This window comes from Micromonospora sp. DT201 (genome assembly GCF_049841575.1).
GTDB lineage: Bacteria > Actinomycetota > Actinomycetes > Mycobacteriales > Micromonosporaceae > Micromonospora.
The window spans coordinates 172311-197875 of sequence record NZ_JBNCKP010000003.1 but is presented as its reverse complement, the minus strand read 5'-3'; the positions used below and the strand labels follow the sequence as shown (position 1 = coordinate 197875).

At 70.0% G+C, this 25565-nt stretch carries 23 protein-coding genes; 11 read left to right on the top strand and 12 right to left on the bottom strand.

The genetic code is table 11. The features are described 5' to 3' along the window. The first annotated feature begins 74 nt into the window (after positions 1-74). From ACLQ28_RS07850 to ACLQ28_RS07830, 5 genes are all read left to right on the top strand, one after another. Positions 75-509, top strand: coding sequence for a VOC family protein (locus ACLQ28_RS07850; RefSeq protein WP_110564523.1), 435 nt, complete (start codon positions 75-77; stop codon positions 507-509). A gap of 299 nt (positions 510-808) precedes the next feature. After that, entirely contained in the window at positions 809-1003 is a 195-nt protein-coding gene (locus ACLQ28_RS07845) for a hypothetical protein (RefSeq protein WP_425685527.1), read from the top strand. Further along, positions 970-3708, top strand: coding sequence for a helix-turn-helix transcriptional regulator (locus ACLQ28_RS07840; RefSeq protein ID WP_425685526.1), 2739 nt, complete (start codon positions 970-972; stop codon positions 3706-3708). Before ACLQ28_RS07845 ends, ACLQ28_RS07840 begins: the two co-directional genes overlap by 34 nt. A 235-nt stretch (positions 3709-3943) precedes the next feature. Continuing rightward, on the top strand, positions 3944-4177 hold the full coding sequence (locus tag ACLQ28_RS07835; RefSeq protein ID WP_425685525.1) for a hypothetical protein: 234 nt from the start codon (positions 3944-3946) through the stop codon (positions 4175-4177). A gap of 354 nt (positions 4178-4531) precedes the next feature. Further along, a complete protein-coding gene (locus tag ACLQ28_RS07830; RefSeq protein WP_425685524.1) occupies positions 4532-4750 on the top strand; it encodes a hypothetical protein in 219 nt (72 codons plus the stop codon). Positions 4751-4939: 189 nt separating this feature from the next. Here the strand turns inward: ACLQ28_RS07830 and ACLQ28_RS07825 are convergent, their stop codons facing one another. Both ACLQ28_RS07825 and ACLQ28_RS07820 read right to left on the bottom strand, forming a co-directional pair. Continuing rightward, entirely contained in the window at positions 4940-6091 is a 1152-nt protein-coding gene (locus ACLQ28_RS07825) for a hypothetical protein (RefSeq protein WP_425685523.1), read from the bottom strand. Positions 6092-6097: 6 nt separating this feature from the next. Continuing rightward, positions 6098-6409, bottom strand: coding sequence for a hypothetical protein (locus ACLQ28_RS07820; protein WP_425685522.1), 312 nt, complete (start codon positions 6407-6409; stop codon positions 6098-6100). A 60-nt stretch (positions 6410-6469) separates the two neighbouring features. On the opposite strand from ACLQ28_RS07820, the gene ACLQ28_RS07815 reads away from it, so the two are divergent. Further along, positions 6470-7915, top strand: coding sequence for a TOTE conflict system archaeo-eukaryotic primase domain-containing protein (locus tag ACLQ28_RS07815; protein ID WP_425685521.1), 1446 nt, complete (start codon positions 6470-6472; stop codon positions 7913-7915). A 239-nt stretch (positions 7916-8154) separates the two neighbouring features. Here the strand turns inward: ACLQ28_RS07815 and ACLQ28_RS07810 are convergent, their stop codons facing one another. Beyond that, positions 8155-8580 carry a DUF4345 domain-containing protein gene (locus ACLQ28_RS07810; RefSeq protein WP_425685520.1) on the bottom strand — a complete coding sequence of 142 codons (426 nt, stop codon included), beginning with the start codon at positions 8578-8580 and terminating at the stop codon, positions 8155-8157. Positions 8581-8665: 85 nt separating this feature from the next. On the opposite strand from ACLQ28_RS07810, the gene ACLQ28_RS07805 reads away from it, so the two are divergent. After that, positions 8666-9280 (top strand): TetR/AcrR family transcriptional regulator, encoded by a 615-nt coding sequence (locus tag ACLQ28_RS07805; protein WP_425685519.1) that lies wholly within the window; start codon positions 8666-8668, stop codon positions 9278-9280. Between the two features lie 5 nt (positions 9281-9285). Beyond that, positions 9286-9531 (top strand): hypothetical protein, encoded by a 246-nt coding sequence (locus ACLQ28_RS07800; RefSeq protein ID WP_425685518.1) that lies wholly within the window; start codon positions 9286-9288, stop codon positions 9529-9531. 129 nt (positions 9532-9660) lie between these two features. On the opposite strand, the gene ACLQ28_RS07795 is transcribed toward ACLQ28_RS07800, so the two are convergent. Together ACLQ28_RS07795 and ACLQ28_RS07790 are read right to left on the bottom strand one after the other, a co-directional pair. Next, entirely contained in the window at positions 9661-10005 is a 345-nt protein-coding gene (locus tag ACLQ28_RS07795; protein ID WP_425685517.1) for a DUF1801 domain-containing protein, read from the bottom strand. Between the two features lie 81 nt (positions 10006-10086). Continuing rightward, positions 10087-10647, bottom strand: a complete 561-nt coding sequence (locus ACLQ28_RS07790; RefSeq protein WP_425685516.1) for a dihydrofolate reductase family protein — start codon at positions 10645-10647, stop codon at positions 10087-10089. A 136-nt stretch (positions 10648-10783) separates the two neighbouring features. On the opposite strand from ACLQ28_RS07790, the gene ACLQ28_RS07785 reads away from it, so the two are divergent. Both ACLQ28_RS07785 and ACLQ28_RS07780 read left to right on the top strand, forming a co-directional pair. Beyond that, positions 10784-13522 carry a LuxR C-terminal-related transcriptional regulator gene (locus ACLQ28_RS07785; RefSeq protein WP_425685515.1) on the top strand — a complete coding sequence of 913 codons (2739 nt, stop codon included), beginning with the start codon at positions 10784-10786 and terminating at the stop codon, positions 13520-13522. Continuing rightward, positions 13523-13855 (top strand): hypothetical protein, encoded by a 333-nt coding sequence (locus ACLQ28_RS07780; RefSeq protein WP_425685514.1) that lies wholly within the window; start codon positions 13523-13525, stop codon positions 13853-13855. Between the two features lie 471 nt (positions 13856-14326). Here the strand turns inward: ACLQ28_RS07780 and ACLQ28_RS07775 are convergent, their stop codons facing one another. Continuing rightward, the gene (locus ACLQ28_RS07775) at positions 14327-14974 is read right to left on the bottom strand and encodes a CatB-related O-acetyltransferase (protein ID WP_425685513.1); all 648 of its coding nucleotides are present in this window, start codon (positions 14972-14974) and stop codon (positions 14327-14329) included. Positions 14975-15220: 246 nt separating this feature from the next. On the opposite strand from ACLQ28_RS07775, the gene ACLQ28_RS07770 reads away from it, so the two are divergent. Then, on the top strand, positions 15221-16465 hold the full coding sequence (locus ACLQ28_RS07770; protein ID WP_425685512.1) for a PP2C family protein-serine/threonine phosphatase: 1245 nt from the start codon (positions 15221-15223) through the stop codon (positions 16463-16465). Between the two features lie 9 nt (positions 16466-16474). Here ACLQ28_RS07770 and ACLQ28_RS07765 read toward each other — a convergent pair whose 3' ends face one another. The 6 genes from ACLQ28_RS07765 to ACLQ28_RS07740 all read right to left on the bottom strand — a co-directional run bounded on the left by ACLQ28_RS07765 (position 16475) and on the right by ACLQ28_RS07740 (position 25552). After that, positions 16475-16825, bottom strand: coding sequence for an STAS domain-containing protein (locus ACLQ28_RS07765; RefSeq protein WP_425685511.1), 351 nt, complete (start codon positions 16823-16825; stop codon positions 16475-16477). Between the two features lie 229 nt (positions 16826-17054). Further along, positions 17055-19907, bottom strand: a complete 2853-nt coding sequence (locus ACLQ28_RS07760) for a hypothetical protein (RefSeq protein WP_425685510.1) — start codon at positions 19905-19907, stop codon at positions 17055-17057. Between the two features lie 116 nt (positions 19908-20023). Further along, the gene (locus ACLQ28_RS07755) at positions 20024-21169 is read right to left on the bottom strand and encodes an alanine racemase (RefSeq protein ID WP_425685509.1); all 1146 of its coding nucleotides are present in this window, start codon (positions 21167-21169) and stop codon (positions 20024-20026) included. Continuing rightward, on the bottom strand, positions 21166-22764 hold the full coding sequence (locus tag ACLQ28_RS07750) for an IucA/IucC family protein (protein WP_425685508.1): 1599 nt from the start codon (positions 22762-22764) through the stop codon (positions 21166-21168). Before ACLQ28_RS07750 ends, ACLQ28_RS07755 begins: the two co-directional genes overlap by 4 nt. Next, the gene (locus ACLQ28_RS07745) at positions 22761-24386 is read right to left on the bottom strand and encodes an IucA/IucC family protein (RefSeq protein ID WP_425685507.1); all 1626 of its coding nucleotides are present in this window, start codon (positions 24384-24386) and stop codon (positions 22761-22763) included. Before ACLQ28_RS07745 ends, ACLQ28_RS07750 begins: the two co-directional genes overlap by 4 nt. After that, the gene (locus ACLQ28_RS07740; protein WP_425685810.1) at positions 24383-25552 is read right to left on the bottom strand and encodes an ATP-grasp domain-containing protein; all 1170 of its coding nucleotides are present in this window, start codon (positions 25550-25552) and stop codon (positions 24383-24385) included. The genes ACLQ28_RS07745 and ACLQ28_RS07740 overlap by 4 nt, the downstream gene beginning before the upstream one ends. Between the last annotated feature and the right edge of the window lie 13 nt (positions 25553-25565).

Below are 25565 nucleotides of genomic sequence, written 5' to 3'. Positions count from 1 at the left end.
TCATCGGGGCGCGGTGGCGCAGCTAGCCTCGGGCCCGTGGAGACGACGAAAGACCCCGCCTCTATGGTGGGCCGATGGCATCGGTCAAACAGATCCAAGTCACCTTCGACTGCGCAGATCCTGAGCGCGTCGCTCGCTTCTGGTGCGAGGTGTTGGGGTACGTCGTACCGCCGCCACCGGAGGGGTTTGCTAGTTGGGGCGATTTCAATCGCACGCTGCCGCCTGAGCGTCAGGGTTCAGCGTTCGCCTGCAGTGATCCCTCAGGTGTGGGTCCGCGACTGTACTTCCAGCGCGTTCCCGAAGGCAAGGTCGTCAAGAATCGGGTGCATCTTGACGTGCGGGTCGGCACCGGGCTCGTGGGTGAGGAGCGCCTGGCCGCACTTGAGGCCGAATGCGCACGACTGGTCGCGCTCGGCGCGGTACGCGGGCGACTACTGCGCGCCGATGGCGACAACGAGTCGTGCCTCGGGATGCAGGACATCGAGGGCAACGAGTTCTGTCTCGCCTGAGTGGCCGCGAACGTGGCACCTTCGCGAGTCGACTGGTGCAGTTCACCACCGCGAGGGTCGCCGTCCCGCAGCGCGCCAACGGTCCTGATCCAGAACCACCCCTCGCCCCCGATGCCCCCCGCATCCGGTGACCTCTACTGGTGGACGCCCTTGAAGATTGCAGGCACTAGGTATGCCTAGGCGGCCCGCGCACTCCGCTAAACCCCGCTGAGCAGTGAAGATAGGTAAGCGCTGCCCGATGTGGCAGCACTCTTGTCAACCGACGATTGATCCATCAGCGGTTGACAAGGAGACAAGCCATGTTGATAGACCCGGGCACGATGCTGGCTCTGGCGAACCATCGTCGCCGCGAGTTGATCGCCGAGGCCGACAGGGAGCGCCTACTCACCAGCGCCCGCCGGGCCCGCCTGGCCCGTAACGCCCTGGCCGTCCGTGGACAGCCCGACGGTACCCTCACGTCGTGCGAACCATCCGCGGCGGTGCCAGCCCAATGATGATCGGGCGGGAAAGCGAGCTGCGCCGGTTGGCGCAGCTCGCTTCGGCGCGTGAGCCGGCGGTTGCGCTCATCGCGGGCGAGCCGGGCATCGGAAAGACCCGGCTGGTGCACGAGCTGCTGACAACCGTGTCGGCGGAGACCGTAGTGCTGGTCGGCCAGGCGGAACCCGGCTCGCTGTCTCGGCCGTACGAGGTGCTCCTGGACGCTATCGACGGCCGTCCAGAGAGCGACGAGGAGCAGCTTGCGGCCCTCGCGGACTCGCGGCGCAGCCCGGTCGAGCGCCTGCACACCGGCCTCGCCATCCTGGCCGACCTGATCGGCGACTCCCCCGCGGTCATCGTCTTCGAGGACCTACATTGGGCCGACTCGGAGAGCGCGGCGCTGTTCGAGCGGATCGCCGACCAGCGCGGGCCGCGGCTGCTCATCGGAACGTACCGGCCGGACGAGGTGACCCGCCGCCAACCGGTGGCTGGCCTGCTGGCCCGGATGGAACGCCGGCACACCGTCACCCACGTACGTCTGGATCGCCTCATCCCCTCGCAGACCGCGGCGTTGCTGGCGGCGGCCACCGGCGCTCCGGCGCCGCTGCGCGCCGTGGCGGCACTGCACCACCGCACTGGCGGCAACCCGTTCTTCCTGGAGGAGTTGCTGCGCGCGCTGCCCGGGTACGACGTGGAGGCGCTGGTCGAGCAGCCGCTGCCGTGGAGCCTCGCCGAGGTGTTACGCCGCCAGGTCGACGACCTCGACCCGGTCAGCCACCGCGTCGTCGAGGCGGCTACCGTGCTCGGCCACCGCATCCCGTTCGACTTGCTCGCCGAGGTGACCGGTGTGGGCGAGGACGAGCTCATCGCCGTGTTGCGCGACCTGGTCACCCGGGGCGTGCTGGTCGAGTCCGGCGATGACGAGTTCGCGTTCCGGCACGCGCTGGTGCGCGAGGCGATTGCCGACCAGATGCTCGGCCGGCAGCGGCGCCGGCTGCACGAGACAGCACTCGACGTACTCCTGAAAGGTGGTGCCTCCGACCCAGCCATGGTGGCGCACCACGCCCGCGGCGCCGGCCGGTACGACGACATGATCGCCGCGGCCCGCCGCGGCACTGCGCTCTACCTCTCCATCGGCTCCGCCTACCAGGCCCTGCAGCTGGCGGAGATGGGCCTCGACGAGGTGCCCGACGACACCGGCCTGCTTGCCGGCGCCGCCCGGGCGACGTGGCTGGCCGGCCTGCTGGATGACGCCCTGCGGTACGGCCGGCGCTGGCGTGACGTCGCCTGCACCACGACCGACCGGGCTGAGTCGCTGTACCTCCTGGTCCGCATCGCGTGGGAGTCCCGTGAGACCGACGAGATGCGCGCCCTGACGCACGACATCGGGACCCTGATCGCGCAGCTTCCCCCCGGCGCCGACCAGGCGCGGGCGATGACCGCGATCGCGCAGTCGGCGTACCTGCGCGACGACCTCGACGCGGCACTGCTCTGGTCCGACCGCGCGCTGGCGCTGGCGGACGAATTCGACCTGCCGGCCGTCCGCCTGGCGGCGCTGATCGAGAAGGGCTCGACGCTCACTGAGCGCCCGCAGACCGCCGCCGCCGGCCGCAAGATCCTGTCCGCACTCGTTGACGAGGCCGAAAAGGCGGGCGAGTGGGTGCTGGCCGCCCGTGCCCTCAACGACCTGGTACACGGCGAGCCATCCACCTCGCCGGCCGAGCACGCCGAGACACTGGAACGGATGCGGGTCAACGCCGAGCGAGCCGGCTTCGAGTCACTCGCGGTGGCCACGTACTTCCAGGGCCGAGCCCGGCTCGCGGTGCGGGCCGGCGACCTGCGCGCCGCGATCGCGGCGCTGGAGGAGGGTCGCGAACAGGACCGCAGCTACCGGCGCCGGGGCCGCTGGGCCGACTACCACGGGGTCTTCCTCGCCGGGCTCTATCTGGAGGTCGGCGAGCTGGACCAGGTCGAGCAGCTCGTCACCGACCTGGCAGCGCTGCCCGACAACTGGCCGGCGACGATTCCCGGCCTCGCGTTCCACCTCGCCTGCCGTCGCGGCGACCTCCCGCGTGCCGAAGCGAGCCTGGAGGAACTCATCGCGGCCTTACTCGAGCAGCCGTGGCGCAGCGATGAACAGGCCCACGACCTGATCTCTGCCGCGCTTCATATCGGCTTGCCGGCGCACCGGCTCGACCAGATGGCCACCGCGCTACTCGACGCCGACGTCTGGGACGCCTACCGGACACTCGTTGACGCCCAGCTCGCGGAGGCGCGCAGCCAGTACGCCGAGGCGCTGGCCGGCTACCTGTCCATCGCCGAGGCCCACATCCTGGGGCCGGCGACCCGCGGCACCGTACGCGTCGGCGCCGCCCGCTGTCTGCTCGCAAACGACCGGCGCGAGGAGGCCACCGCGCAGGTGGAGGCGGCCGCACCCCTGCTGGCCGAGTGGCGTGGCTGGCGGGTGGCCCAGCTCGCCCAGGTCCGCGCTCAGCTGGGCATGGCGCCGGTCGACGCGGCGCCTGCGGTAACCGGCCCGACCGCCCTAACCCCCCGCGAGCGGGAAGTGGCAGTACTGATCAGCGACGGGCTGACCAACACCGAGCTGGCCCGACGCCTGTACATCTCACCGAAAACCGCCGCCGTTCACGTCTCGAACATCCTGCGGAAGCTGGGCGTCTCGTCCCGGACCGAGGTGGGCCACCTCGTCGGGCAGCACTGACCGCCACCGCCAGCGCAGCCCTCCGCGAAGCTCAACCACCGCCGGCGGTGGCGTTTCCGGCTCGGCGCCTCGGGTCGCCGGCCCTGCCCGGGTCCACCGCGCCGACGGCGCCCACGATGGCTCGATCCCATGCCCTCATCTGCCGCCGAGCGGGCGCCCCGTTCCGTGACGTCGCGGGGTGGGGCGGACGCCCGGCCGATGAGCGTATGTTGGGAGCAGCGAAGGGCGGATCGCCGTGATCCCGACACTGATCTTGTTCGGCCTTGTATTCGGACGCTGGTGGCGGTTGTCGCTCATCGCCGCCGCTCTGGGGTGGCCAGTCCTGCTCGCCGCCGACGACGTGATGAGTGTCGGGCCGGGGTTGCTCGGCGCGTCTGGGCTCGCCATAGCCAACACCGGCGTCGGCGTGTTGATTTATCAGGGCATCCTGCGAATGATGCGCGTGCTGAGAACCGAGCAGGACCGTTAACGAGGCAGTCCGGTCGGTGATGCGGCTGTCTGGGCCGCCAGAGGTCAGCCGGTCGCTGCGGCACCGGTCCGGTCCGGTCCCGCAGAACGCCTCCACGGGCAACGACCCCGAGAACGCACGGCATCTGCCGCTGATCGCGCGACTCGCGCCGCGTTCGGCACGGCCGTCCGCGCAGCCGGCGAACTGGCGTTCGGGGCTCAGGCTCTGATCCGGATGCTCAGCTGAGCGCCAAGCTGACGGAATCCCAGCGCCCGCGCCACTCGGCGCGACGGCCTCGGCCAACTCGTCACCTGGCAACTCGGACCCGTCCGCCACACCCTGACCGACGAGGAACAAGGCACCCTCGCGGCAGCGATGCACCCCGACGCCGGACCCCGTCGAACGCTGTTCACCCACGAGACCACATTCCAGCCCCGCGCCGCGCCCGGCAAGGACCTCGCCGAGGTTCACGACTACCACGACCCGGCCACACCCATCCTTGCCGCCTCACTCCCACGCCGCATGCCCGGATACCGGGCCCTCGGCTTCACCAGAACATGGGAGCGGCCCGCGTTCACCCACTTGCGGACGTAGCCGCGTCGCAGCAGGGCGGTGATTTGGTCTGCGCCGGCGCGACACGGTTCGATGTCTGGTTGCGGGTCCGGGCGGACGCCTGGAGCCTGCTGCCATTGGCGTCGACTGTCCGGAGCGTCTCCGATGCGCCGCGGCGGTCTCACGACCTTCCCGCACTCTGGCGAGGGTCACCGGGCCGCGAACCGTGCGTCAGGTGTCGAGGCCTGCGAGGTTGAGGCGTTCGAGCAGGCTGGGCTTGCGGGCGTGCACCGCCCGTAGCTCGGCCAGCCGCTGTCGGACCGATGTGCTGTCTCCGTCGCGTTCGCCGAGATCGCGTAGGTCGACGAGGAGCTGAACTGCGGTGTCGTACTCGCGGGGTTTCTTCGTGGCGATGAGTTCGTCGACCCGCTGCCATGCGGCGGTTTGGTCGACCGCGAGGGTGTCGAGGTGTCGTTGCCGGGCGGCTGCGGCGGACCGTTCCCGGCGAACCCGCTCGTGTTCGCGCTGGTCGGCGTCCCGTCGTTCCCGTTCGGCGCGCAACTTCGCGGCGGTGGCGAGTAGTTCCCCGGCGGTGCGGGCGGCCGCCGGGGTGGACGCGTCGGTGAGGTGTGCGTCGCGGTAGCGGCGCAACAGTCGGCCGCGTAGGTGGTTGTCGCCGCCGGTGATCAGGTCGGTCAGGATGGTGTCCTTGTCCCGAGCGGGCAGCCCGACGACCCAGGTGCGTAGTTGCGCGGCGGTCGGTTCACCGGAGGCGGCTGGCGCTGACCCGGCCGCCGCAGCCGCAATCAGATCAGAGTCGATGCGTAGGAACTCGGCGACAGCGGTGAGGGGCGCGTCGAGGGTGCCCAGTCCGGCGGGGACGGGCGGTTCGGGCTCGTCGTCGGCGATCTCCTCGGTCTGTACGCAGCGCAGCCAGGCCAGGTACAGCAGGCGCAGGTCGCCGCCTGCGAGGCCGGCCCGGACCGGGATGATGGAGGCGAGCAGACCGTGGCCGTCGAGGTCCCATTCGTCGGTGCCGTCCTCGTCCTCGTCGTGCAGGTCGATGATGACGTGCTTGCCGGCGGTCCAGGCGGATGCGCTGTCGCCCTGGCAGTACTGGGCGACGGTTGCGGGGTCGAGCACGTGTTTCGGTAGCCGCAGCATGAGCTGGTGGGTTCCCCAGTTGGCCAGGTACAGGTGGGCGTCGAAGTACCGTTCCGTCAGCGTGCGGGGGTTGCCCTTGAAGTTGCCCCACTCGTAGGTGTTGACGAAGCTGGTGGCGGTGATGTCGGCCCGGGTCGACAGCGACCGCAGCTCGGCCCGCTCCCGGCCGGTGAGGGGTCGGTCGACGGCGATGAATTCGTAGTACTGGTACTCGCTCATCGTGGCCTACCTTCCGGCCCAGTGCCGGTAGGCGTCGATCCATGCGGCGCCGTCCGGCGCGGGGGTGGGTAGCGGCAGGTCGAGGAGGTCGAGGCTCTGCCGGTGTCGGCCTCGGGCGCAGACCGCGACGATGGTGTCGGCGATCAGGTCGATCTTGCGCACGGTGACCTCGATGCCGAGGACGGTGGTAGTGAACGGCACCGCCAGATGCTCCTTGAGCATGGTGAACAGGCCGGTGAGCTGCTCGTCGTCGCCGTACGCGTCGACGGTGACTTCCTCGATCATCGCCTCCAGCGCGGCGGTCCCCTTCGATGCCATCGGCGGATGATATCGGACCGGCGCCGGGTGTTCGGAGCCCGATGCATGAGGATGGTCGGCATGGGTCCAGTGGCCGAGTTCGTCGATCTTCGGCGGGAGATGGACCGGTGGGGTGCCACCTACCTTCCCCGCACGACGGAGGTCGTCGCGGCGCATCTGCTCGGCGACGTGTTCTTGGGTCTGTACCCGCTGACGCCCGGCAACACCTGTCACTTCGTCGTGGCCGACTTCGACGGGCCGACGGCGATGCTTGACGCCCTCGCGTACGTGAAGGCGGCACGGGCCAGCGCGGTGCCTGCTGCGTTGGAGATTTCCCAGTCGGGCCGCGGCGTCCACGTGTGGGTCTTCTTCACCGGCGCTGTTTCCGCGGCCACCGCGCGGGCCGTCGGAACGGTCCTGCTGCGTGAGGCGATGGTGCTGCGCGGGTCGATGGACTTACGGTCGTACGACCGTCTCTTTCCCAACCAGGACGTCCTGCCCGAGGGTGGCTTCGGCAATCTCATCGCCGCACCGCTGCAGGGCCGCCGCCGCAAGGACGGACTGACCACCTTCCTCGACCTCGGCACGCTCGAGCCGTACGCGGACCAGTGGGCGTTCCTGTCGACGCTGGACCGGCTCAGCCCTGGCGACGCCGAACACGTCGCCCGGCAGGCCAAGCAAGCCATCACCGGTGCCGACGTCGCCACGTTGAGCCGCTCCGCCGCGACGCAGGTTCATCCTCCGCTACCTCCGGTGGTCCATGCGGAGGCCGGTGCCGGGCTGAGCATCGACGCCAGACAGCTGACTCCCGCCGCACTGGCGACGTTCAAACACGCCGCTGCCATGGTCAATCCAAAGTTCTACGAGCCGCAGCGACTACGCAAGTCCACCTGGGACACCGCACCCTTCATCCCGGGCTACGACCTCACCCTCGAAGATCACCTGGTCCTCCCGCGGGGCCTGCGGCACATCATCGCCACCATCGTCGAACGCGCCGGATCGCGGCTGGCCGTCACGGACGCACGACACTCCGGGACCGAGATCGACGCGGCGTTCACCGCCGAACTCACCGGCAGGCAGGCCAACGCGGTTGGCGCGGTTCTCGCCCACGACGACGGGATTCTGGTCGCCCCACCGGGCTCGGGCAAGTCCGTCATGGCCTGCGCCGTGATCGCCGACCGCAACACCTCCACCCTCGTCCTCGTCGACCGCAAAGCCCTCGCCGACCAATGGCGCATCCGCATCGAACAATTCCTCGACATCAAGCCCGGCCAACTCGGCGGCGGCCGAGGCAGGCGGCGCCTACGGGGGTTGATTCCCGCGTACTACCGGTACCGGCCGCTCGATGAGCATTTCCTGGGAAAGGAGAACCCGGGCCTGGGTCCGAAGACGGCGGTGCTGGGCTGCGAGTGCGGCGAGGTGGGCTGCTGGCCACTGATGGCCCAGATCACGCCGACCGGGAACCTGCTCGTATGGGACGCGTTCGAACAACCACACCGTCGATCCCGGAACTACTCCACGCTCTGACCGTCACAGGCCGGCGATCGATATTCTCCTCCGCATGTCGACCGGAATCTTGGTCGAGACCGACGCTCTGAGTGACGACAACGAGCGAGGGATCGCGACCGGATGGCCGCCGGCCTGGAACTGGTCGGGGCCTGGGCTCGCTACCGAGAGACCAGTCCCGCGTGGTCGTCGCTGGGCGGAGCGCCTTACGCACAGTGGCAAGTCGTCCTGTCGGGACACGCCCCGCTGAGCACCAACAGTCACGAACGCAGCGAATCTGACTCGCCCTGGACGCGCGCCCGGAGCGACTTCTCCTCGGCGTCCGCCAGCCAGAAGAACAGCGGCGACAGCACCAGTTCGACGACCGTCAGAACCACCTGGAACCAGTGCGGCCACCCGTGCACGGCGAGCGACAGCAGCCGCCCGAAAACGCCCAGCAGGAGCACCCCAGCCAGCCACCGCACCGCCGTTGCGGAAATCGGTTTCTGACGCGCAGCCCAGAGCCAGGCAAGGCCGTAGCCGGCGAAGATCGCGCCGAAGAATCGCCCGAGGCTGTCGACCGTCACGCCGGCCGGGCCCGCGCCCGGAATCGCGGCATTGCCGAGCAGCACGTGGGCCAGCCCGATCGCCACGCACGCGTACCCCATCGCCGACACGAGACCCCGGAGCACCTTGGCCCTAGTCATGATCCGGCCATCACCCCACCACTAGTAGACACGTGTCAACTAGACTATGACCAGCTAGTAGACACGTGTCAAGTAGCATGCACCCGTGCCTGCCCGCCAGCGACTCAGCCCCGCGGAACGCCGCGCCCAACTCCTCGCCGTCGCCGCGGTGCTCTTCGCCGCGCGGCCCTATGACGAGGTGCTGATGGAGGACGTCGCCGAGCGCTCCGGGGTCTCCCGCGCGCTGCTCTATCGGCACTTCCCGGGCAAGCGCGACCTCTTTGCCGCCCTCTACCGGCAGGCGTCCGAGCAACTGCTCGCCAGGACCCGGCTCGACCCCGCCGACACCCTGGTCGAGCAGCTCATCGAAGGCCTGGACGCCCACATCGAATACTTCGCGGAGAACCGCAACACCGTCCTGGCGGCGAACCGGGTCCTCGCCGGCGACCTGCTGATCCAAACGATCATCGCCGACGAACTCGACGCCCTGCGGGAGCGGCTGCTCGGCGTGCTCCCGCTCGCCGACAACGGCACCCGGGAGGCCGTGTCGGGAGTCCTGAAGAGCTGGCTGGTATTCGTCCGGGTGCTGTGCTTGGACTGGCTCACCAAGCAGACCTGCACCCGCGCCGAACTGCGCGACGTGTGTATCGGCGCCGTACTGGGCGCCATCCGGCCCCTCCTCGACCAGGACGCCGCCCCGGACTGGCCCCACAGGCGCTGACCTGCGTGGCGCTGTACACGTTCGCCCAGCACACCAACCGGCGGGTAGCCGAGTTCTGTTGGCAGCCGGGCCAAGCGGTGTCGCTGACCGTCCTCGATCCCGAGTGGGGCGCGCTCGCACAGGACTTTCATGACAACGGCGTGCCGGTCGGCGCCGGGCGGGTGCTGCCGGAGGCCGGTCCGGAATTCATGCGTGCACTGCTGCAGCGTTTCCGGATGAGCTACTACAGGTTCGTGGACGAGAGCGGCTGAGCCGGGGAATTCACCGGTACGACAAGCCACTGACCCGCCAGACGCTGGTCGACGACCATGCGTCGACCACACAGTAACGGGCCAGGTGCATGGGGCACCGCCCCATGCACCTGGCAGACACGCTGTCAGCTACAAGGCAGCCGTGGTCTTCCCCAGGATGCTGGCGAGTGCGGCGTAGTCGACGTCCTGCCCTTCCGTGATGTCGACGGTCTTGCGATCACCGTTACCCATTGACCGGAGGAATCCCTTGACCGCAGGGATGTCCGCCGCGTTGAAGACCATGAACGAAACCTTGGCCTTGGCTACCGCGATGACGGCCGCGAACTGGCCGTTCTTGATGTAGTGCGGCTTGCCGTACTGAAGCCGCTCCTCGACATCTGGAACGGTTTGGTCGATCATCGCTCGCAGCTTTTCACATACGTCGATCTGCCACGGTTGCGTCTTGTTGATGTATTGGGTGACATCGTCGTTCACGGTCTTCTCCTTCAGCCCTGTTCGCTGGAATGCACTGGTCTGTGGAACGTGTCGAAGCCGAGATCGGTTACCGCCTCGCTCCTACCCGACGAGCTTGTCTCCGGTGGGAGCGTAGGTCATCACGACCACACCCGAGTCGAACGCCTGCGCGCCGATCAGCCGGAGGACCACCGACTCGCTCGACTCTTCGAAGAGACGCACGCCATTGCCCATCACGACGGGGTAGGTGACCAGACGCAGTTCGTCGACGAGTTCGTTGCGTAGCAGCCACCTGACCAGTGCGACGCTGCCGTAGATCAGGATGTCGCCGTTCAGCTCCGCCTTCAGCTTGGCGATCGTCTCGGCGACGTTCTCGCGGATGACTGTGGTGTTGTTCCACTCGCCCCGGTCCAGCGTCGTCGAGACGACGTACTTGGGCATGCTATTCATCTTGTCGGCGAAGCCGGCCTCGTCGGTCATGCTCGGCCAGGACGCGGCGAATCCCTCATAGGTGACGCGGCCGAGCAGCAGAGCGTCGGCGGCCTGCAGTTGCGCCAGCCCGGTCCGCATCGAATCCTCGCTGACGAACTGGAAGGTGAACCGCTGCGGGTCGTCGACAACCCCATCGGCGGTGGTGAAGATGGACAGAACGACGCGTCCCATGATGTCTCCCCAGACGTTTCGGCGAAATCAGATAGAGCCTGCTGCACGGCGGGTGGGACGGACATCGGCGGTGACCACGCATTCCACCACTCATTGGGCTACGCACTGACGACACCGCATCGGGCAAGATGGTGCGATGGACGTCGCCTATCCCGCCGGAGCGTCGAAGCGAGAAATCGAGGTGCTCGTCATGCTCGGCGCGCGCCTGTCCAACGCGGACATCGCCGGCAGGCTGCACATTTCCGTGCGGACCGTGGAAAATCACGTCTCCTCGCTGCTGCGCAAGTTCGGCATGGCCGACCGGAGGGCGCTCGGCGAACTCGCCGTACAGGTGCAGGCGGGGGCACCGGTGCCGGAGCGGTTGGCCGGCCTGCCATCGGCGCTCACCACCTTCGTCGGAAGGAGCGCGGAGAGCGCACACCTGATGGAGACGCTGCGCGGCGCCCGTCTCGTGACACTGGTGGGACCAGCCGGGATGGGGAAGACCCGACTGGCGGCCCAGATCGCCGGGGCGGCAGGGCCCTCCTTTCCCTACGGCGGCGCGTTCGTCGACCTCGTCCCGGCCCGCGGCGGCTACGTCGCACAGACGGTGGCCACCGTCCTCGGCGTCAGCGAGCGCCCGCAGCAGTCGCTGGAGGACGCTGTGCTGGAGCGGCTCGGCGAGAGCCGATCGCTGCTGGTGTTGGACAACTGCGAGCATGTGATCGACGTGGTGGCGCCGTTCGCGGAGCGGGTGCTGGCCGCCTGCCCGGGTACCCACATCCTCGCCACCAGTAGGGAACGCCTCGGCGTACGGGGTGAGCGCGCCGTACCGTTGGGCCCGCTGCCGCTGGAGTCCGACGCCGAGCGACTCTTCGTCGACCGCGCTACCGCCGCGGACCCCGAATTCCGGCCGGACCCCGCGGTGGTCGCCAAACTGTGCGCCCGGCTGGACGGGATGCCGCTCGCGATCGAGTTGGCCGCGGCCCGCAGTGCCACCCTGGGCGAGAACGGGTTGTTGGCGGCGCTCGATGACCAGCTACGGCTGGTGACCGGCGGTAGGGGTGTGGACGAGCGGCACCGCTCGCTGCGGGCGGTCATCGGCTGGAGCCACGACCTGCTCAATGGTGAGGAACAGGCGCTGTTCCGGCGGCTCGCCGTCTTCGCCGGGGCGTTCGACCTGAGCGCTGTGATCGGGGTGAGCCCGGCCGGGAGCACCCGCGGTGCGGTTGCCGACGTGCTTGGCAGGCTGGCGGACAAGAGCCTGGTCAGCGTGCACCGCCGGGGCGGAGCGGCCCGGTGGCGACTGCTGCAGACGGTGCGCGCGTTCGCCACCGAACAGCTGGACGTGTCCGGCGAGCGGCCGGAGATCCAGGGCCGGCACCTGCGCTGGGCAGCGGACGTCGCCTCCGAGTTGGAGACGAGGCTGGACGGCGACGAGTGGTACGAAGAGTTCGACGGCGTCGCCGACGATCTGCGGGCCGCCCTTGCCGTCGCTCCCGATGGCCCGGGTGCCCTGCCGCACCGGCTGGCCCGGGCACTGGCACACCTCGCCTACACGCGGCGGTTTCTGATGGAGTCGCTCGACCACTACCGGACCGCGGCCGATCGGGCCCCCGCTCCGGCCGAGGCTGCGGCGGACCTGCACGCGGCCTCGGCCGTTTCCCACGCGATCGGCGACGACGGTCAGCGACCCTTCGACCTGCTGCTCGCCGCCGCGCAGCGGGCCCGGGTGGCCGGGGATCGTGGGGCCACTGCCATCGCGCTGGCGCAGGCGGTCACCACCGCGCGCCGGCACCCGGCCGGATTCGCCGCCGAGATTCCGGACGAGCGCCTGCGTGACCTCCTCGACGAGGCGGCGTTGGCAGCCGACGGGTCGACTGACGCGGTGGTGGCGGCCCGCCTCGCCGAGGCGGTGGCCTGGGCCGCAACCTCCGACAGGCACGAGGCCAACCCGGCGCTCGCCGAGGCCGCGGTAGCAGCGGCCCGGGCCACCGGCGATCCGGTGTTGATCAGCGCAGCTCTGGACACGGTGGCCACCGCCGACATCGTGGCGGGGCGGGGCGGGGACCTTCGCCGGGTCATGGACGAACGGTTGGCTCTGCTTCCCGCGATGTCCCGGCACGACCCGAACGCCGCCCCGGAGATCGTCGACACGTACCTGATGGCCCACCTGGCTGCCCTCGGCGTCGGTGACCTGCCGGCAGCTCTGTCGATCGGCCAGCGGACCATGGACGACGACCTCGCCGGCAGCTCCTATTACTCGGCTGCTCTCCTGATCACACCGCTGGTACTCAGCGGACGCTTCGACGAGGCACTGCGGATGGCGGGCACCGCGTGGGAGGGTTGGCGGCGGGCCGGCAGTCCGCGCACCGGCACGATGTCTCCGCCGATGGCTGCGGTCGCCCTGGTCCTTGGGCTGCGCGGCGACGACGGGGGGTACGCGTTGTGGCGTTCCCGCGCGATCGAGGTCATCGGGGAGCTACCCCGGCACTCCATGTTCGTGTCGATGGTCGACGCGCGGCTCGCCGTACACGCGGGGCGAGTTGAGGACGCCGCGGCGCTTGTCCGCCTGGCGTTCAACGGCATCCGCAGTTGGTCGCCGCCCTATTCGCGGGCGGTGGGCGCCGAACTGGCCGTCGTGGCCGAACTCCCCGAGGCACCGGACCTGCTGTCGGCCGCCGAGCGGCACGAGAGCGCGTGGGCCGCTGCCTGCACCGCCCGCGCCCGAGGCCGCCTGTACGGCGACGTCGCTGCCCTCAACGCATCTGTGGCCGGATGGGAGCGCATCGGTGCCCGGTTCGAACGAGCCTGCACACTCCTGCTGTTACCCGACCGTGCCGCCGAGGGCCGGCGAGACCTCGCCGCACTCGGTGTCGGGGTTTCCGCTCAATGAGTGGATGAGCGGGATGAGGACCCACACCGGGCCCGGTCCCTACCGCCCCCGGTGCAGGACGTGCTCGCCCGGCGTGCCGGCGGGACCGCTGCGGCCCGCGACTTCGCCCGCCAGGTCGACCTGTCCACGCTGGCGCCCCGCGTCGCTGGCCCGCTCCTCGTGGTGGACGGCGGCCAGGACGTCATCCCCGGTGTGACAAACGGTGAGCCGCTGGCCCGCCTTGCCCCGTACGGGAAGTATCTACTCGTTCCGCACGGCGACCACCTGCTCGGCAACGCCCAGCCCGACTGGCTGCCCGCGACCGCCGACTGGTTGGCCGGAGAGATCAGGTGAACCGACTCTCGACATGATCGTCATCTAGGCCTCCTGGACCCTGCGTCGGGGCAGGGGCGTCCTCACCCTGTACTCGGCGACCAAGACAGCAGCACACATCACCGCCGAGGCCTCATACGGCAACGGCCACGTCGAGGCTGTCAAGATCCGTGATGGCTTCGCGGGTCTCGTCGTCAGATGTGCGACCGTTGGGGAGGCGACCCAGATCATGGCGTCTCTCCCCGGCGTACGTGCCGACCGTGGGGACCGAGTCTTCGTACTGGAGAGCCAAGGCCGATCCGACTACGTCGTCAGCATGGCCGTCGGTTGGCATGAGGGCATCCTGCCCCGCACTCAGGGCAGCTTTTTCAACAGCGCGAATGCCCACATGCGACGGTGGCCCACGGATCCGTTGGACGGCCTGAACGCGGGGTTCAACGCCGCCTCCAACCAGGATCTGGTTGGCGCGTTGCACGCAGACCCGACCCGGCACTACCGAAGCTTGGGCGCCACGGCCTCGAGGTCGTCGACGCTACCGGACATGATCGTGCGAAGGCGCGCGGTGATGTCCTGAGTTGGCCAGTCCCACCAGGCAAGTGCCAGAAGGCGGGCGACGTCTTCCTCGCTGTAGCGGAGGCGGATGAGCCTGGCTGGGTTGCCGCCGACGATGCCGTAGTCGGGGACGTCGTCGACGACGACGGACCCGGAAGCGATGACCGCTCCGCTGCCGATCTGGACACCGGGCATCACCATGGCTCGGTATCCGAACCACACGTCGTTGCCCACCACAGTGTCACCCCGTCCGGGCAGGTTGGTGATGAGATCGAAGTGTTCGGCCCAGGAACCACCCATGATCGGGAACGGAAAGGTCGACGGGCCGTCCATGCGGTGGTTGGCGCCGTTCATGATGAAACGCACGCCCTCGCCCAGCGCGCAGAACTTCCCGATGATCAGCTTTTCCGGGCCGTAGTGGTACAGCACATTGCGGGCCTCGAAGGTGGTTGGATCATCCGGGTCGTCGTAATAGGTGAACTCCCCAACCTCGATCAGCGGCGAGGTGACCAGCGGCTTCAGTAGCACCACGCGCGGCTGTTCGGGCATCGGATGCAACACGCCCGGATCGGCCGGAACACCTGCCATCATGATCTCCTTATTGGGCCGCTGAAGGGACCTGACCAAGATCGCAAAGACTCGCCGAACGCTACCACCGCGCCCGTCTACACGGAGCGCACTACCTCGATGTCGCTGTCCGGCCTGGGCGACGGCACCCGTGCCGGCGAGGTGGCCATCCTGCGGGAGACACCGAGCCGGAGAAGTTAGCGCCTCCGACCTCTGCCCGTCGGTCGGCCCGAGACACCCGGAACAGCAGTTGCCTATGCTCGAAGGGTGGAGGAGAAGGAGCAGGCCGTGCTGACCGAGATGCTGCAGGCGGCCGAGGAAGCCGAGCCGGTCGAGGCGGTCCAGGCCGTCACCGGCGCCATCGTCACAGCGTTGAACGCGCTCGGCGTCTCGCTGCTCATCGCCGACCTCAGCGGCCGGGCACTGGTCCGTCTGACCCACCAAGCGGCCATCGGCCGCCCCGGCCGGCGTCAGGGCGAGGAGACCGCAGAGGTTCTCCCCTTCGATGGCGGGCCCTACGAGCAGGCGCTACGCCAACAGACAACCGTGGTGCTACCCGGCGATGGCCGGTGGACGGTGCTCGCACCCGTCACCGAACGCGGCGAGGCCATCGGCCTGCTGGAGATCGACCTGCCCGACGAGCCGGACGCCGCCGTGATCGCACGGATCGCCCGCACCGCGCACGCGCTGGCGTTCGTGGTGATCGCCAACCGCCGGCACACCGACCTGTTCGAATGGGGGCAGCGCACAGCTCCGTTCACCCTGTCCGCCGAGATCCAGCGCCGCCTGCTGCCCGCCTCGTTCACCTGCGAGGCCAGCGCGTTCGCCCTCTCCGGCTGGCTGGAGCCCGCCGCGAGCATCGGCGGGGACACTTTCGACTACAGCGTGGCCCGCGACACACTGCACGTCAGCGTCACCGACGCGATGGGCCACGGCGTGGCCAGCGCGCTGACCGCCACCCTCGGGGTGGGCAGCCTGCGCAACACCCGCCGCCACGGCGACAGTCTCGTCACACAGGCGGAAGCAGCCAACCGGGCCGTCGCCGAGCACGCCAACGTACGCGGCGCCTACGTGACTGCCGTGCTCGGCCGGATCGACCTGACCACCGGGCGTTGCGAGCTACTCAACGCCGGGCACGTTCCGCCGATGCTGGTCCGGGACGGTCGGGCCGCGCCCCTGGAACTGCCCGCAAACTTCCCACTGGGCATGTTTCCCGACGAGGGCTACCGCAGCGGGGAGATCCACCTGGTGCCGGGTGACCGGCTGGTCATCGTCACCGACGGGATGCGCGAACGCAACGCCGCCGACCTGGACCTGCCCGCCGCTCTGCTCCGCATCGCCCACCTGCATCCACGCGAGGCGGTCCGGGCGCTGTCCGACGCGGTGCTGGCGACCGCCGGGCCGGTCCTGGCCGACGACGCCACCCTGCTCATCATCGACTGGTACGGCGGCCATGAGCCGCGATCGAGCACCGCTGGCGCTGACACCACCCGCGCCAGCACCCTTCCTTAATGACGGTGCTCACGACAGCGCTGGTGACGCCTCCTCGGCGTCGTGCACCGTGTCGAAGACGCCGATGACCCGATCCACCGAGGTGATCGACAACACCGTACGCACCGGCTGACTGACCCCGGCCAGGGCGAGCCAGCCGTCCCGCTCCCGCAGGTCCTTGTAGGCGACCACGAGCACGCCGAGGCCACTGGAGTCCATGAACCCGACACCGGTCAGGTCGACGACCACCACCGGGGTATCGCTGTCCACCAGCTTGCGCAGCTGGTCACGCAACTCGGGCGTGGTGCTCATGTCCAAGTCGCCGGCGACCTCCACCACGGTGCCGATTCGCCCCTGCCGCGTCGACAGCGTGAAGTCCACGAAACCCCCTCGATACGGCGTCGCCGGCAGCTCGGCGACACTGCGTGCCGTACCACGGTGCCAGATAACCGCTCGAATCGCTCGTCGACGTGCGCCACCGCCGCGTCAGCCGGCCGTCGCCTCGGCGCAGGGACGGGAGTTGGTCGAGCCGGTGACGCCCCGCAGGCGGTTACCCGGCCTGCGGGGCGTCATCCGATCAGTGGTGGCGCTGGGGCGTGTTGAAGATCGATCAGCTGGGATTCACCGAGATGTTGTACCCGGCCTCGTCGGTCATGCTGCCGTCCGCCTTCCGCCCCTTGACGACCAGGTAGAGGTTGGTCGCCTCGGTTGGGGTCCAGGTGATCGACGCACGGCCCTGCGCGTCGGCGGCGACCGTGTCTGCGGTGCCACCGATCGTGTACTCGAAGGACGTGATCCCAGCCGTGCCGCCACTGAACTCGAAGCGGCCCTCGACGCCGACTCCCCCGCCGGGCATCTCCCGCGGATACACCTCGGAGAAGACATGCGGCGCGGTGCCGACCTGGAACGAGTATTCGGTGACCGGGGAGAGCCGGCCGTCCGCGGTGCGACCCTGCACGGTGAGGGTGTTGAGCCCGTTGCGGTCCGGGGCGAGCGTGACCAGGGTGTTCCAGTTGTCCGCTCTGGGGGCACTCAACTCCGGGCCGTCGTTGAGCCGGTAGCGGTACTCCACCACCTCCGGCGTCCAGGAGGTGCTGAGGAGGAAGTCACCGGGCACACCGATGCCGCCCCTCGGGCTCCACTCGTTGTACTGGCTCCACACCGAGACGCGAGTGTCGCGGACCGGGACTGTCATCTCGCGCTCCGGCGACGTCGTGCCGTCCTGAGCGACACCGGTGACCCGGGCCGAGAACCAGCCATCCCACTGCGGTGTGAACGACACGGTCGCCGTGCCGTCCGGCCCCGCCGCGATGATCTGATATTCGCCGAAGTCCAACGAGTAGCGGAACTCCTTGGTGTCCGGTAGCGCCGAACGGAACGTGAGCGTCATCGGCTGAGCCGCCGCACCACCGTTCGGCGGGTCGGTGATGATGACCGGCGCCTCGAACGGCTGCCAGGTGAAGCTCTTCTCGGGCGACCGAGTGCCATCCGCCAGCAGCGCCCGGACGATCAGCGTGTTGTCGCCGGTGTGCACCGGCGTGACGTTGATTGTCACGCTGGCACCGAAGGAGTCGACGACGGTCTCCGGGCCGCCGTCGAACCGGTAGGCGAAGCCGGTCACGTTCGGCAGTTGGCTGCTCAGATAGAACTCCACCGGCAGGCCGACGCCGTCGATCCGCGTCAGGTGTTCCAGCGTCGGCGAGTACACCGACGGCACCGGATCGAGGACGCTGAACTGGTAGTAGGTCTCGAAGGACTTCGAGCCGTCCGCCTTCACCGACCGTACGACCATGGTGTGCCACCCTGCCGTCGCCGTCCACGGCACCACGGCGGTGTCGTCCGCCGCCGCCGGGACGGTCTGCAGGGTGTCGTCCAGGGAGTACTCGTAGGAGACGACGTCGGTGTTGCGCGGCGTGAACCTGAACGATCCGGTCTTGCCGGCAACCGGCTCGCTGTCGAGGTTGAACTCGGCGGACTCGACCCCGGGGGCATCGGTGACCATGACCCGCAGGGTGTCCTGCCCGATCAGCTTGTTCTTCGCGTAGCTGCTGACGACGACATCGACCTCACCGACCTCGGCGAAGGTGAGCTGCCCGGTCGCCTTACCGTCGACGGCCGGCACCCGGGACTCAGGGCCGCCCTTGATCTGATAGCCGAAGGCGGTCGTCTCGGGCTTCGGCGCGGACAGCGTGATCGTGCTCGGCAGCCCGACCCCACCCAGCTCGATCTGCGCGCTCGGCGCGGTGTCGGCGATCCAGAACCGGTAGGTCCTCTCCGGCCCGCGATTGCCAGCCGCATCGATCGAGTTGACGTAAAGCTCCTCGAGCCAATCCCTCTTCGGGGTGTATTCGAGGATGGCTGAGCCGCCCGGGCGACGCGCCTTGATCTGACCGGAGTCACCCATCGAGTCGTGCCATGCGAAGGCGACGACGTCGCGGTCGCCGTCCGCGTCGAGGCGGAACTTGCCCTTGAGGCCGCTGCCGCCGCCGGGCGTTCCGCCCTCGGGGTAGAGCTTCGAGGAGACGGCCGGCGGGTTCGTCGGTGCCGTCTTGTCCATGACGATGTAGCAGACCTTGCTCCACGGCCCGGCGTCGTAGTAGTCGTTGGCGCGGGCCTGCCAGGCGAGGAGCTCACCATCGGCGTACTGGCTCAGGTCCGTGCCGTAGTTGTAGCTGTAGAACTCGCGGCGCTGGTCTGGGTGGTCGACCGGCCAGATCGCGTAGAGGGTCGACAGGAAGTCGCCCTCGTCGGGGTCGTTCGCGGTAGCCCCGAACTGGGTCGACGCCGCCGCCGGCGACGGCTTGGTGACCGTGCCGCACGGCCGGGCAGGAGCCTCAAGGCGCGGGTCGGTCACCGTCGGCGGGTAGTTGGAGGTGGAGGCCAGCGTCGGCTGCTGGAAGGTGCGGCCCGCGCGCGGGTCCGACTCCTGGGCTGCCGTAATCCGGTATTCGATGGTGATCGACTTCTCGTGCCGGCTGAGCGCGGCGTTGAGGGTCGACACCATGTCGATGCCCAGGTAGCCGGGGCAGTAGATGGAACCCTCGCCGCGGTCGGCGGAGATCAGCTTCTCCAGCTCGGCGGGCGGGTTGTTCCAGGTCGTCCCGGACTTGACCGCAGTCGTACGCCACACCTCGATCGTCGCGGCTGCAGAGCAGTCGGTGACCGTTTCCTCATTTGTGTAGAGGTACGAGTTGTGCACCACCGAGCCCTTGAGCTGGGTCAGGTCATAGGTGAAGTACGAGCGGTAGGTGTGCGCCTTGTTCGCGCTGTCGACAAGTGTGCCGACGGGCGGCGGAACAGCCGGGTTGACGAACTTCTTCGTCGGGCTCTGCGAATCGAGATAGGCCCAGCTCGACAGGGGTGAATTGGCCGAGGTGGCGGCGAGGACCGGCTGGCCGGTAGCCAGGACGGCGGTGGCGGCGCCTACCGCCATTGCCAGCATCGCTGCACCGATGCGTTTCATCTAGACGTCGACCTCCATTTGACGGCGCCTGTGTCGGCGCCGACCGGCGTCATCGTATCGACGGCCCACACGTATTTTCGGCCCGCGAATCCACTGTGTAGCCGATCGGTCTGGGGTCACGACCCCGACGGCAGGGCAGCCCACTCGTCGGCCAGTTCCTCCGGGTCACCGGTGCGAAAGAGCGGCGGTTCGTGCAGCAGGAAGTCGCGGTGGCTGATGTTCCAGGCGTACGCGCCGGCCATTGCGAAGGCCAACACGTCACCCACGCCGATCGGCCCGGCGGTGGCCGACCGGGACAGCACGTCCTTCGGGGTGCAGAGCTGCCCGACGACGGTGACCGGCCCCCCATCGGTGCGCGGGCGGTCGAGGCCGCGCCGGCGGTGCACGGTGAACGGCTGCGGGTGCCCCTTTGCCGCCGGGGTGCGCAGGTGGTGGGTGCCGCCGGCCACCACCACGAACCACTCGCCGTAGGAGCGCTTCACGTCGATGACCTCGGTGAGGTACGCCCCGCAGTAGGCGGTGACCGACCGGCCCGGCTCGATGCGCAGCCGCACTCCCGGGTGCGCATCGAGGACGTCGGCCAGGGCCCGGCCGTAGTCCGCCCAGTCGAATCGTGCTGCCGGGTCGGCGTAGTCCACGGCCATGCCTCCGCCGACGTCGACCTCGACGGCACCCACCTCGGCGACGGCCCAGCGGACCACGGCGGCGGCGACCGTGGCGGCGAGTGGCGCGTCCAGCCCGCTGGCCAGGTGCGCGTGGATTCCGCGTACGTCGATGCCTTCGGGCGGCCGGCGGGCGCACTCGAGCACGTCGGCCGGGTCCATGCCGAACGGGCTGGGCCCGCCACCCATGAGCAGGCTCGCGCCAGGTGCGTCGACCGGCAGGTTCACCCGCAGCAGCACCTGAGCCGCTCTGCCCGAGGCGGTGGCCTGCGCGCCGAGTCGCCGAAGCTCCGCGGGCGATTCGACGTGGATGCGGTGCACCCCGGCGGCGAGGGCGGCGGCGAGGTCCGCGTCGGTCTTGCCCGGCCCGGCGTACGCGGCCGGGGCTCGTCCCGGCAGCACCTCGGCTAACCTCCGCAGCTCGCCACGACTCGCGGCCTCGAACCCGTCGACGACCGGAGCGAGGGTACGCAGAACGCCGGGCTCCGGGTTGGCCTTGACCGCGTAGAGCAGCTCGACCTGCCGAGGCAGCGCCGCCCGGATGGCTTCGACCTGCGCGGCCAACGCGTCGAGGTCGTGGACGTAGACGGGTCGCGTCACCGTGGCCCGCCCATCGGGTTCGGCACCGGCACGAACGGTGCGGCCCGGTCCGCGTCGCGCCGCCACCGGACCAGCAGGTTCGCTTTGGCCACCAGCGGCTCACCGTTCAGCAACGCGCGCAGCTCGGGCGGATCGTCGAGGTCGGCCGCCACCGCCTCGACGACGGTCCGCAACTCCTGCCACAGTCGCCGCTCGATGCCCGGCCGCGCGTCGGCGAGGGCACCGCAGATGCCAGCGAGGTGGTTGACGAACAGGCAGTAGACGATCCGGCGGCGGGCATCCCGGGGACCGTAGCGAACCTGCGTTGGGACACCGTCCGGCCAGGTGGCCCACCGATCGGCGTCGAGCTTCACCCCCTCAAGGTCGCGCAGCAGCATGCGGACCGGACGACGGTCGGGGTCGAGCACGACGACCACGTTCTGCAGGTGCGCCTCGTGCACGACGCCGTGGCTCAGCCAGCAGCGCAACACCGCCGGCACCAGCAGCCCGACGTACGCCCGCCACCAGGCCACCGGATCCGGTGTCACGAACGGCGCGGCGGCCAGCGCCGCCGCCAGCATCGGGGTGTCCCCGGGGCGCAGGTGCGGGCGTAGACCGTTGCGCAGGATCGTCCCGTACGCCTCGTCCGGGCCGGGGGCGTCGACCGTGCGGTAGGCGGGCTCGGCGAGCAGCCCCACCCCGTCCGGCATCGGCACCCGGGCCAGCAGGTCGGTCAGGGCGACCGCGCCGGTGAGTTCGTACCGGGCGTTCTTGCGCAGGCAGTTGGTGATTCGCACGTTCAGGCTGGTCTTGACGAACAGGTCGGCGTCGGGGGCGTAGAGGGTGCGGACGCTCGCCGTCGGCCGTACCGGCACGCCTGCCTCCCCCAGGTCGCGCAGCCGTGGGTGCGTCGGCGGGATGAGCGAGAGCTGCCAGGGGTGCACCGGCAGGACGCGGTGCCCGACCGGGGGTTGCGGTGGGTCGAGGGCCGCGACGAGCGGATCGAACGGCCCGGCACCGGCGACCAGTTCGTCCGGTACGGCGAGCCAGTGCAGCCGGAACGACGTGCGCAGCTCCGGCGCGTACGCACGCCAGCTGGCCGGGTCGCCGCTACGCCACTTCGGGGTGGGGTGGTGCGGGTGGCCGAAGACCAGTGACTGCTCGGACTCGACGTACGCGTCGATGGCGGGCTCACCGGTGGGGGTCGGGTCCTCGGCCGGTCGCTCGGCCAGCAGCCGGGCCACGGTGTCCCGGCTGGCCCGGACCTGCTCGATGAACTCGTCGTTCGCCAGGCCGGTACGGGTGGTGAGTTCCGCCGCGACCAGACCGGCCAGCCTGTCCGCGTCCAGGTCCTCCCACCGTCCGTCGTCAGTCATCCGCTGCACCGGGCCGGCATAGCGGTGCGTGCCGAGCGCCGCAGGTCGGGCGACGGCGCAGCGCAGCGTGACGCCGCAGTGCCACAACGGCAGACGTACGGCTCCGTCGACCACACTCGGGGTGCTGTCCGGAATGGCGAGCTCGCGGATCAGGCAGCCGAAGACGGCGTGGGCGGCGGCCAGGTCGGCGAGCTGGCCGGTGGCGGTGGCGGGCCGAGAGCGCACCTGTGCGCTCGTCATCGTGTCTCCCGGAGGTAGTTCGGGCCGGTACGCAGGTAGTACTTGTTGATGTCGGTGCAGCCCAGCCGCTGTTTGGGCAGCAGGGTGCCGGCGGTCACCATCGCCTTGATGGGCAGGTGGGCGGCCCGCAGGACCCGCTCGGTGAAGGTTCGGATCGCCGGCTCGTCGCCCCAACGGTCGCGGGCGGCGGCGAGGCGGGGCGCCAGCGCCGCGGCGGGTGTCGGCACGGGCAGCCCTCGGGCGGCCAGTGCGATCAGGGGGGCGGCGGCGGCCAGGTGCAGGGTGATGGTGATGAACACGTCGGCCAACTCCTGGGGATCACGCGCCCACATCCGGTCGTCGTTCAAGGCGAGCCCGCTCGGGCCGCCGTGTCGCGCGTCGAGTCGGGCACCGTCGTTGTCCTTGTAGAGCAGGCCGACCGTGCCGTCGGGGTGCACCAGCAGGTGGATGTTCTGCGGGTGCGCCTCGAGGGCGATGCCGTGGCGGAGCCACAGGAAGACGTGCCAGTCGAGCAGCAGGTCAAGGTAGGACTCCAGCAGTGTCCCGGGCCGCTCGGGGCTGATCCGTTCGAGGACCGTGCCGGCGACCGGGTCGGCTGCGGCGAGGGCCGCGACCGGCACCACGTGGACGCCGGCCAGGTCGCGCGGGAAGCGGCGCAGCAGGAAGCCGCGCCGCTCGTCGCCGTCGACGTGCGCCCAGGTGCTCTCGTCGGCGTGCCGGATCCGGCCAGCGAAGGCGGGCTCCGCACTGGCGATCCGGTCGAGCAGCGCGGCGACGGCCGCGCCGTCGCCGAGCGCGCCCGGGTGCAGCGTGCGCCGGTTGCGGGCGCCGAGGCTCGCGGTCGGCAGCGGCAGCTTGAGATGCAGGTACGGGTCGTCGTCGAGCGCCACCGTCCGCATGGAGAGCGTGGGTCGCGCGGAGATCACCGGCAGGTCCGTCACCGGTAACGCGTCGCGTGCGGCGGTGAGCGGATGCGCCGGGAGCATCAGCTGATCCGGTCTCTGTGCGCGCGGCCACCAGGATGGGAGTTCGCCGGTGAGCCGGACGTCCTCGACGGGGGCGGCATACCACCGCAGCGCGATACGTGGGGCGTGCTCTGGGGCGTACCGGAGCAGTTCGTCGTCACTGAGACCGTGCCGGCACCGGTCGGTGGGGTAGACCGGGTGGCCGTGGTGGGCGGCGAGCACGTCGTCCAGGAGCGCCGCAGGCAAGCCGGTCGGGGTGAGCGCGCGTGCGGTGGCCACCTCGGTGAGCACCCGTGGCCGGTTGCGGGCTGCGAGCCGACGGGCGCGCAGGTCCGCGTGGCACTCGGCGCCGAAGTCGCGCCAGCCAGCCTCAGCCTCGGCGTTGCCGTCCGGGGCGAGCACCGTCAACAGCCCTTCCACCGTGTCCGTGCGGTGGGTGACGCCGTTGGCGAGCACCACAACCATCGGCGCGGCACAGCGCAGGGCCTGCTGGAAGCCGTCCGCCCGGACTGGGATGCGCAGCAGGCCACCGGGCCGCGGCACCTGCCACCAGTCTGGCCCGTCCAGTCGGCCGGTGCTGAACAGGCCGACGTGATCCTCACGCAGCAGGGCGTCGAGCACCCGGGCGAACACCTCCCGCTCGCAGTCGTCGGTCACTCGACGATGGTCCACTGCAGGTCGCTGCGGAAGGCGGCCAACGACTGCCGGACGGTGGTCTGGTCGGGGCCGATCGCGTGCAGCACGGCGAGGTAGTCACGGTTCGTCCCGGTGCGCTCGGCGACGTGGCCCACCGCACGCAGCGGTCGGCAGCCCAGCCGGACATCACCGTGGACGGTGTCCAGCCGGCCCGGTGCGGCGGCGAGCCGGCCCGAGGTGTCCGCACAGACGTATTCGACCTGCGCGTACCGGTCGACGGTGGTCGGCAGGCTGAGGGTGGCCAGTGGCTCGCCGAGGTGTAGCCGGATGACGTGTTGGAACAACGGCACGCCGAGCAGGTCGGCGAGGATCAGGTCCATCCGGTCGCCGATGAGGCGGTAGTTGACCTCGATCAGCCGGACTCGGCCGTCGGAGATGACGTACTCGGTGTGGCAGGCGCCGAAGTTGACGCCGAGCGCGTCGAGCCGCGCCCGCAACTGGGTGCTCGTCCGCTCCGCCGGGGGTGACCAGTCGAGGCTCTCCTCGGTGAAGGTCGGTGGCGGGCCGAGGCCGGTGCGCCACCCGCCGAGGGAGGCCACCGTCGTGCCGTCGCCGAGGGTTTCGAAGGTCCGCAGGTCCCCGGCGAGATACTCCTCGACCACCAGGGCCACGTCCGGCCGCCGACCTCGGATCTCGGTGACCCGGGCGACCAGTTCGGCCCGGTCTGCCACCAGGTACGCGTCCTCGCTGGCCACTCCCTCGCGGGGTTTGACCACCGCCGGAAACATCCCGACCGGCACCTCCGGTGCGGCACCGGAGTCGACGGTGACGGTGCGTACCAGATCGAGCCCCGCGGCCGCGATCGCCCGGCGGGCCGCGGCTTTGTCCTTGCAGAGACGGGCGGCGTCGGGATCCTTGCCGGGCAGGCCGAGCTTCCGTGCGGCGATCGCGGTGGCCTCCTGAAGATGGTCGCTATTGGACAGTAGCGCCACCGGTCGGGTCGGTGCCGCCGCCGCGACCACCGCATTCGCATCCCGGACCGCGCACCGCACCACCAGCACGTCCGACGGCCATTGCGCAGGTCGGTCGGTCAGCACGGTGGCCGACAGCCCAAGCGCCGCCGCCGCCGGGAGGAAACCTTCCAGGACGGCGTCGGTGGGGTTGAGCGCGGTCAGATACAGCCGCATGCCGCCTCCGTCG

Coding starts and splice junctions, on each gene's coding strand:
- ACLQ28_RS07820 (WP_425685522.1), bottom strand. CDS start 6,409: ATGGCATCGAAGGGGACCGCCGCGCTGGAGGCGATGATCGAGGAAGTC.
- ACLQ28_RS07785 (WP_425685515.1), top strand. CDS start 10,784: ATGGACGTCGCCTATCCCGCCGGAGCGTCGAAGCGAGAAATCGAGGTG.
- ACLQ28_RS07775 (WP_425685513.1), bottom strand. CDS start 14,974: ATGGCAGGTGTTCCGGCCGATCCGGGCGTGTTGCATCCGATGCCCGAA.
- ACLQ28_RS07760 (WP_425685510.1), bottom strand. CDS start 19,907: ATGAAACGCATCGGTGCAGCGATGCTGGCAATGGCGGTAGGCGCCGCC.
- ACLQ28_RS07825 (WP_425685523.1), bottom strand. CDS start 6,091: ATGAGCGAGTACCAGTACTACGAATTCATCGCCGTCGACCGACCCCTC.
- ACLQ28_RS07830 (WP_425685524.1), top strand. CDS start 4,532: ATGCACCCCGACGCCGGACCCCGTCGAACGCTGTTCACCCACGAGACC.
- ACLQ28_RS07750 (WP_425685508.1), bottom strand. CDS start 22,764: ATGACGAGCGCACAGGTGCGCTCTCGGCCCGCCACCGCCACCGGCCAG.
- ACLQ28_RS07790 (WP_425685516.1), bottom strand. CDS start 10,647: ATGGGACGCGTCGTTCTGTCCATCTTCACCACCGCCGATGGGGTTGTC.
- ACLQ28_RS07740 (WP_425685810.1), bottom strand. CDS start 25,552: ATGCGGCTGTATCTGACCGCGCTCAACCCCACCGACGCCGTCCTGGAA.
- ACLQ28_RS07845 (WP_425685527.1), top strand. CDS start 809: ATGTTGATAGACCCGGGCACGATGCTGGCTCTGGCGAACCATCGTCGC.
- ACLQ28_RS07815 (WP_425685521.1), top strand. CDS start 6,470: ATGGGTCCAGTGGCCGAGTTCGTCGATCTTCGGCGGGAGATGGACCGG.
- ACLQ28_RS07810 (WP_425685520.1), bottom strand. CDS start 8,580: ATGACTAGGGCCAAGGTGCTCCGGGGTCTCGTGTCGGCGATGGGGTAC.
- ACLQ28_RS07850 (WP_110564523.1), top strand. CDS start 75: ATGGCATCGGTCAAACAGATCCAAGTCACCTTCGACTGCGCAGATCCT.